The sequence below is a fragment of the Sphingobacterium sp. UBA6645 genome, from assembly GCF_002455685.1.
In the GTDB taxonomy this organism is placed as follows: Bacteria; Bacteroidota; Bacteroidia; order Sphingobacteriales; family Sphingobacteriaceae; genus Sphingobacterium; species Sphingobacterium hotanense.
In genome coordinates, this window is sequence record NZ_DKLH01000021.1 from 41,329 (window position 1) to 49,262 (window position 7,934).

Sequence of the window (7,934 nt, forward strand, 5' to 3'; positions counted from 1 at the left end):
TCTTGTCGGATAATTTCTAGAAAATGCCAACACACCGTTTTTTAGCAAGTTATCACTATTAACTATTTCTTCTAACGTTCATAAGACATGAGTTTTGATGCCCAAAAATGCGAAGATGAAAAAATTCATCTACTTGGACTTGTTCAGCCCATTGGTTTCTTAGTCATTATAGACCGAGAGCAGAATATCTTAGCACATAGCGACATCCCGGCGGCCGCCCAATGCGTATATAATACGACCGAAATCGTTGGCAAAAGGGTATCTGACGTCATTGTAGAAGAATGGAAAGAATTAAATCTACAGCTGGAAGCAGCATTACAGAGCATTGAAAAACAAAACACGCTACGTTTTTCAGAAGAGATAATTCTTGGGGAAACCGCATTTTATATTTCTGTATATGGCGTTAATGATGTCTTCCATCTGGAATTTGAGATAAAGCCTCTATACAAATCTGCTCAGAATCTATCATTCAATAGCCATTTAAACACGCTATCCCGCTCCTCGGATACATTATGGCAAGAGCTTTCGCGAATAATTAGCGAGCTCCTTCCTTACGAACGTATCATGGTCTACAAATTTAATGAGGACAGCAGCGGAATAGTGGTTGCCGAAACTGTGGCCAACGAACAACTTGAACGTTTCCTCGGGTATAACTATCCGGAATTCGACATCCCAAAGCAGGCACGCGAATTATACAGCAAGAATCATCTTCGTTTTATCGTAGATGCGACTGCTAAACCGACCACATTAAAAACAGCATCTAACAGAGAGTTTGACCTACAACAAGTAGCCATTCGCTCATTATCCCCAATTCATCTCCAATATTTGCAAAATGCAGGTTTCAAATCCAGCTTAAGTATTTCTATTATGGTGATGGGAAAACTATGGGGATTAGTATGTTGCCAACATCCCGAAGCGCTACACGTCGATCTGCAGCAGAGAAACTTGGCATTGACAGCAACGCATTACGCAGCAGCACACTTCCAGCATCTCAAGAATGAAAAACGCTTAGTTTACATGGAGGATGCCCTAAACTTGGAACTCAAGATCAAGGAAACTATACTGCTGAAAAACAACGTCTATCAGCAGTTGAAAGCCTACAGTGCGGACCTGAATGAATTTATGCAGAGCGACGGTTTTGCTCTGATACAGAATAATGATATACATATCTATGGTTCGACACCGCCACGCATGAAAATTGCAGCTTTCGTAGATGCCATAAGAAAGCACAAACCCAACATCTACCTCTCCAATCATCATCATGCTGATTCTATAGAAGGTGTGAAGACTAGTTTCGAAGAATTTCCAGGCATAGCCTGCCTTCCAATAATTGGTCCGCTAGGATTTCATCTGATCTGGTTTAGAAAGGAGATAGAAACAGTCAAGAAATGGGCAGGAAAACCTGAAAAAAACTACACATTCGATGAAAAGTCTAACACTACCGTACCCTCCCCGCGAACTTCTTTCGACGTTTGGATGGAGCAGGTGAAAGGTACATCAGCCAAATGGACATTCCGCGAATCACATTTCATCGAACGCCTAAGGGATCTACTACAGGAAACTTTACTTAAAAAAGCGTCTGAGATATCAAACCTGAATGAGCAGTTGATCGAAATGAATAATGCCTTAGACACTTATTCTTACACGATAAGCCACGACCTGAAAAATCCCCTATCAGCTATCAAGCTATCCGGAGAATTTCTACGCAGTAAGGACAATGTCCCTGACCAAATGCGCAAGCGCATGACGACTAACATCTTAGACGGCGTGGATACGATTGTCAATATGTTAGATAAGATTCATGAGTTTTCCAAAGCCAATGTGTTTCAATATGAGCCCGAACTAATCAGTACCGACAAGTTCATTGAGGAAATCGTCATCCACAGCAAAGAGCGATTCTCGGCAAATAATACAACTGTTTTCTGTAAAGAACTTTTACCTGTTTATGGTGAAAAGACATTGGTCTATCAACTATTCCTCAACATTATCGGCAATGCGATTAAATACTCGGCAAAAGCAGACCAACCCTTTGTGGAGATTCAATCTTACATGGAAAACAATGGTGTAATTTATGTCATTAAGGATAATGGCATTGGGATGGCTAAGGAAGAATTGGATACGATATACGAGATTTTTAAACGCATGTCAAATTCCGCAGGATTCGACGGATCTGGCGTGGGGATGGCGATAGTAAAAAGAATCGTCGATAAACTAGGTATCAAGATATCTATCCAAAGTAACTTAGGAATGGGCACTGAAATCCATCTCTATTTTCCAAATCATAACGTTGCCTCAACTCAAAAATAAAAACATGGCGAACCTTTCTGAAATCCTGAAGTCGGAGACTTTAACATCTCATAAGCAAGTAGAGAAACTTGTTATTGATCAAATCAAAAAGATAAATAATGAGGATGACTATATAGCCTTGCTAGAGAAATTCTATTTGTTCTATCAGGGGGTCGAGGAATTGAGTTTCCGATATCTGCAGGAGCAGCAAGCTGCCGCAGAACTTTGTGAAAAAAGATCTCCACTTATTTTACAGGATTTTGAGGAACTGCAAACAGGTAAAGCCATAGCCATTAGTGGACTCTCGGCACTGCCGATTCCACAAAATTATCCCGAAGCATTAGTGGCTCTATATGTATTAGAGGGCTCATCTTTGGGCGGCCCCTACATTGCAAAAATGCTAGAAAAAAGAGGAATTCAACGCGGGCTTAACTTTTTCAGAGGCGATCAGGCTGACTTTATGCAACATTGGCAACAATTTAAGAATCTACTTAATGAAATTCCGGAAACTACAGATTACGAACATCTTACCGATTTCAGTAATGCCGTATTTACCGGATTCGGGCAGATCTTAGACAAGAATTATCAGCTAGCCTATTCCAGCTAATACTTAGGAGCAATCCCTCGCTAATAGGCCCTAGAGAATAACATTGCGCTTAAAGGCGCATCCTAATTCTATAATTGAGTCTGTCTTTGCTATCCCTGGTATATTATCTATTTTTTCATAGAGCAACTGCCGCATATGCTCATGATTCTTAGCTATGATCTTGATATATAGCGTGTAATTACCGGTGATGTAATAACATTCGGTAACCTCCGGAATCTTTTGTAACTCTTCAATAACCCGCTTCGAGTCGCCATCTTTTTCCAGGCTTATCCCTGTAAAAGCGCCCCAATCATAGCCTAACGCCTTCTCATTCAATACAGGTCTCACCCCTTCCAAAATCCCCTGCTCAGTCAATCTGTTGATCCTTTGATGAACCATGGTATTCGAAACACCCAATTCAGTTGCAATTGCTGAATAGGCAATACGACCATCCCGCTCAAGAATCTTTAGGATATTTACATCAAACTCGTCTAGTTTATTTATGCTATTCATAGGTTTATGCTGACGTTAATTTAACTCAAAAATACAAACAATAAAGTCAAATTACATACTGAAATGTTGTTTTTGAATAAAAATAACTTAATTTTGGTTTTCGAACCTACGTAAAAAATAACAATTATGAATATCTCTAGTAAAAATCTCAACGCTCAGCACTTTATTGATTTAGAAGAAAAATATGGAGCACATAACTATCATCCTCTGCCCGTTGTATTAGAAAAAGGTGAAGGCGTATTTGTGTGGGATGTTGAAGGCAAAAGATATTATGACTTTCTTTCTGCATACTCAGCTGTCAATCAAGGACATTGCCATCCGCGCATTATCAATGCGCTAAAAAAGCAAGCAGAAAAACTAACACTTACCTCTCGTGCATTCTACAACAATATGCTCGGTGAGTTGGAAGAGTTCCTATGCAATCTATTCGGATTTGACAAGGCATTGATGATGAACTCAGGTGTGGAAGCGGTCGAGACTGCGATGAAGCTATGTAGAAAATGGGCATACCAAGTGAAGGGTCTTCCGGAAAACAGTGCGAAGATAGTATTTGCTAAAGATAATTTCCATGGCAGAACATTATCTGTAATCTCCGCTTCTAACGACAGCACGGCGACTACGAACTTTGGCCCTTTCCTAGAGGGTATTGTTCAGGTGCCATACAACGATATCAAAGCATTCGAAAACTTATTAAAATCTGACCCACATATCGCAGGTTTTATTGTAGAACCTATACAAGGCGAGGCGGGCATCATTGTACCTAGCGAGGACTACCTACAGCAAGTAAGAGCATTATGTACGCAGTACAATGTGCTGTTTATCGCAGATGAAATCCAAACCGGAATAGCACGTACCGGAAGCATGCTTGCCTCATACGACATAAACGATAAGGATTCAAAGAGTAAACCAGATGTCATTATCCTAGGCAAAGCCTTGTCTGGAGGTGTGCTGCCGGTGTCTGCAGTGTTAGCAAATGATGAAGTGATGTTGACCATCAAACCTGGAGAACATGGATCTACTTATGGAGGTAACCCGCTTGCCTGTGCTGTAGCATTGGAAGCTGTTAAAACGGTTATCGATGAAGACCTTGCCAATCGTGCCGAAGAAATGGGCGAACTGTTCAGAGCAGGCTTGAACGATATCGCCAAACGTTGCAAACTCATCACTACCGTTCGCGGAAAAGGATTGCTAACAGCTATCGTGATAGATGCAGCTGAAGATGATGATACCGCTTGGAACATCTGCTTAGCCTTTAAAGAAAATGGACTATTAGCGAAACCTACGCATGGTAATAAAATACGCTTAGCTCCCCCTTTGGTCATTACAAAAGAACAAATCGAGGAATGTCTTCACATTATCGAAAAGTCTTTAGTTAACTTTGCATCATAATATGGAAAGACCAATTGAACTGATCAAGAACAGGTCGGATATCGGTGCTGGCACACGCGGTGCCGACTTGGGGATTGATGCAATGGAAATTGCAGCAATCAATAAGGGGAGCTTCTTTTTCAAAAAACATCCATTTATCGACGTACCAACACGAAACGAATCGGTTTACGAAATCGAAGGGAACACCTGTGCAAAGCACATCAAACAGATTTACCAGCAGTGTAAAGACCTGTGTTCTATCGTCGAGAATAGCCTGATGAAGGCAAATTTCCCCCTTGTTTTCTCGGGCGACCATTCCTCAGCTATTGGAACAGTAGCCGGTATTCGTGCGAAATTCCCAAACAAGAAATTAGGGATTATCTGGATCGACGCACATGCGGATATACATTCGCCGTATACCACCCCATCAGGAAATATGCATGGGATGCCTATTGCGGCAATCCTAGGTATCGATAATACCTCTGCACAAAAGAACGACATCAATCCAGAAACGCAGGCCTACTGGAATAAACTGAAAGCGATGAGCGACCATGGCACGCGGGTCGAAAAAGAACATATCGTTTATTTCGGTGTTCGTGATACAGAGATCGAGGAAGACCAACTCATCGAAAAACTAGGCATCAAAAACTATAAAGTAGATGAGGTCAGAAGAAAAGGGATACCTGCTTGCATCGCAGAATGCCAAGAAAGACTAGCCGACTGCGACATTCTTTACGTTTCCTTCGACGTCGATAGCATGGACAGCGATCTAGTATCCGAAGGCACAGGTACGCCGGTACCAAAAGGCTTTCTCCCTAGCGAGGTCCAAGAGATTATTATCGACCTGATGAAGGATGAACGCGTAAAGTGTTTTGAAATAGTCGAGGTCAACCCTCTTCTCGATAAACAAGGAAATAAGATGGCCGAAATAGCTTTCGAGATTTTAGAAAAAACCTTTGGTATTTAGATTTTAGATATTAGATTTTAGACAATAGACTTTGGATGGCGCCGATTAGGCGCCATTCTTTTTTGATATCAGTTATGAAGAGTTGTTTTTTGTTTTGAAGGTGTGTTATTTTGTCTTTAAGAAGTGTTTTTTTTTGAACCAGGAAAGGAAAGATGCAAGGATGAACAGAATAGTTTGTCTTGAACCAGGAAAGGAAGGATGCAAGGATGAACATGATCCTGCCAATCCTTACATCCTTCCTTTCCTGGTTCAAAGACACCCGACATACTCTAATGTCTAAAATCTAATGTCTAATATCTAAAACAAAAACTTTCTCATAACTCTCATTATGCACTGATGCTACTGCTCTACCCGACGGATCATTTAAGTTCTGGAATGAAGCATCCCATAGTAAAGCTTCGGGCGTGCTGCACGCTACTGATTTTACTGAAGGCACGGTCTTCGCCGCGGCATCCGAAGGGAAGTGCGATTCGAAAATACTGCGGTATAGATATTCCTCTTTATTTTTCGGTGTATTGATTGGGAAACGGGATGTTGCGGTTTCAAAGTCTGTATCGCTCACTAAGCGTTCGGCTTGTTCTTTCAGCGTGTCGATCCATGAATAGCCCACTCCATCTGAAAACTGCTCCTTCTGGCGCCATGCAATGCTCTCAGGAAGATAATCTTCGAACGCCTTACGCACTACCCATTTCTCCATACGTCCATCTTTAATCATCTTATCTTCCGGGTTGATGCTCATGGCAATATCCATAAACTCTTTGTCCAAAAACGGCACCCTTCCTTCAACTCCCCAAGCGGCAAGCGATTTGTTAGCACGTAGACAATCGTATAGATACAGCTTTTTTAGCTTGCGAACCGTTTCCTCATGAAACTCTTGTGCGTTTGGTGCCTTATGGAAATATAGGTAACCACCGAACAACTCATCCGACCCTTCTCCCGACAATACCATCTTAATACCCATGGACTTGATTACGCGGGCCAAAAGATACATAGGCGTTGAAGCGCGAATGGTCGTCACATCATAGGTTTCCAGATGGTAGATCACATCTCGAATGGCATCCAAGCCCTCCTGTATGGTGAAGTTCACCTCATGGTGGATAGTGCCGATATGGTCTGCTGCCTTTTGTGCGGCGATAAGATCCGGTGAGCCGACCAATCCCACAGCGAAGGAATGCAATTGTGGATACCATGCATCTTCCTGATCTTGGCTCTCAATACGTTTCGATGCAAATTTCTTGGTTACAGCAGCAATGACGGAGGAATCTAATCCTCCCGATAATAGTACACCATAGGGAACATCCGACATAAGCTGACGATGCACCGCATCTTCCAATCCCTTTCTCAATACTGCTATGTCTGTTGATGCATCTTTCACCGTATCATAGGATTCCCAATCTCGGCTGTACCAACGTTGTGGTGCTAATCCCTCTTTGCTGTACAAATAATGTCCTGGAGGAAATTGGTCTATTTCTACGCAAAAACCTTCCAGGGATTTCAGCTCCGATGCAACAAAAAGCTGCCCGAACTCATCTTTACCATAATAAAGTGGGATGATTCCCATATGGTCACGGGCGATGAAGAAAGAATCGTCACGTCCATCATATAAAGCGAATCCAAAGATTCCATTTAATTCCTCCACAAAGGAAGGACCTTTATCCAAGTATAATGCCAATACAACTTCTGAATCAGACTGCGTTGAAAACTGATAATTTGGTAGAGAATTTCGTAGGTCTTGGTGGTTATAGATCTCTCCATTTACAGCTAATACAACTTGTCCATCAGGGCTGAACAATGGCTGACTTCCCGACTTAGGGTCAACAATCGCTAATCGCTCATGAGCTAAAATAGCACGGTCAGAACTAAAGATTCCTGACCAATCCGGTCCTCTATGACGAATTCTTTTCGACATCTCTAATACCTGAGGCCTTAAACCCTCAGCGGACTGTTTCAAATCAAATGCACCTACGATTCCACACATAAAATTTCAATTTTAATATCTAATTCTTGTTTTTGTTTAATTAATGACACAAAGTAAATGATTAAATAATTAATATCATAATGTTTTTTAAATTTTATTGAAATATTAATAATATAAATACATTTTTATTAACGTTTTGATACGAAAAAGAACGTTTCATTAAAACAGGAACAACAAACTTGAAAAGAGAACGCTACGGCTCACTCCCCTTTCAAAGCCCTTTCAAACCCAATACA

The 7,934-nt window shown here is 41.3% G+C and carries 6 protein-coding genes; 4 read left to right on the plus strand and 2 right to left on the minus strand.

Features of this window, described 5'->3' with window-relative positions:
• Positions 1 to 87 precede the first annotated feature (87 nt).
• Together B2400_RS03640 and B2400_RS03645 are read left to right on the plus strand one after the other, a co-directional pair.
• Complete coding sequence (locus B2400_RS03640; RefSeq protein ID WP_293930927.1) at positions 88 to 2,307, plus strand: ATP-binding protein; 2,220 nt, start codon at positions 88 to 90, stop codon at positions 2,305 to 2,307.
• Between the two features lie 4 nt (positions 2,308 to 2,311).
• Positions 2,312 to 2,893, plus strand: a complete 582-nt coding sequence (locus B2400_RS03645; RefSeq protein ID WP_293930930.1) for a biliverdin-producing heme oxygenase — start codon at positions 2,312 to 2,314, stop codon at positions 2,891 to 2,893.
• A 30-nt stretch (positions 2,894 to 2,923) separates the two neighbouring features.
• Here B2400_RS03645 and B2400_RS03650 read toward each other — a convergent pair whose 3' ends face one another.
• Complete coding sequence (locus B2400_RS03650; protein WP_246172272.1) at positions 2,924 to 3,385, minus strand: Lrp/AsnC family transcriptional regulator; 462 nt, start codon at positions 3,383 to 3,385, stop codon at positions 2,924 to 2,926.
• 126 nt (positions 3,386 to 3,511) lie between these two features.
• Here B2400_RS03650 and rocD point away from each other — a divergent pair, with 126 nt between their 5' ends.
• Together rocD and B2400_RS03660 are read left to right on the plus strand one after the other, a co-directional pair.
• On the plus strand, positions 3,512 to 4,774 hold the full coding sequence (gene rocD / locus B2400_RS03655; protein WP_293930933.1) for an ornithine--oxo-acid transaminase: 1,263 nt from the start codon (positions 3,512 to 3,514) through the stop codon (positions 4,772 to 4,774).
• Position 4,775: 1 nt separating this feature from the next.
• Positions 4,776 to 5,720, plus strand: coding sequence for an arginase (locus B2400_RS03660; RefSeq protein ID WP_293930935.1), 945 nt, complete (start codon positions 4,776 to 4,778; stop codon positions 5,718 to 5,720).
• Positions 5,721 to 6,003: 283 nt separating this feature from the next.
• Here the strand turns inward: B2400_RS03660 and asnB are convergent, their stop codons facing one another.
• Entirely contained in the window at positions 6,004 to 7,698 is a 1,695-nt protein-coding gene (gene asnB / locus B2400_RS03665) for an asparagine synthase B (protein ID WP_293930937.1), read from the minus strand.
• Between the last annotated feature and the right edge of the window lie 236 nt (positions 7,699 to 7,934).

What these genes read in the sequence shown, in the direction of transcription:
- B2400_RS03640 (WP_293930927.1), top strand. Translation starts at nt 88, where the DNA reads ATGAGTTTTGATGCCCAAAAATGCGAAGATGAAAAAATTCATCTACTT.
- B2400_RS03645 (WP_293930930.1), top strand. Translation starts at nt 2,312, where the DNA reads ATGGCGAACCTTTCTGAAATCCTGAAGTCGGAGACTTTAACATCTCAT.
- B2400_RS03650 (WP_246172272.1), bottom strand. Translation starts at nt 3,385, where the DNA reads ATGAATAGCATAAATAAACTAGACGAGTTTGATGTAAATATCCTAAAG.
- rocD (WP_293930933.1), top strand. Translation starts at nt 3,512, where the DNA reads ATGAATATCTCTAGTAAAAATCTCAACGCTCAGCACTTTATTGATTTA.
- B2400_RS03660 (WP_293930935.1), top strand. Translation starts at nt 4,776, where the DNA reads ATGGAAAGACCAATTGAACTGATCAAGAACAGGTCGGATATCGGTGCT.
- asnB (WP_293930937.1), bottom strand. Translation starts at nt 7,698, where the DNA reads ATGTGTGGAATCGTAGGTGCATTTGATTTGAAACAGTCCGCTGAGGGT.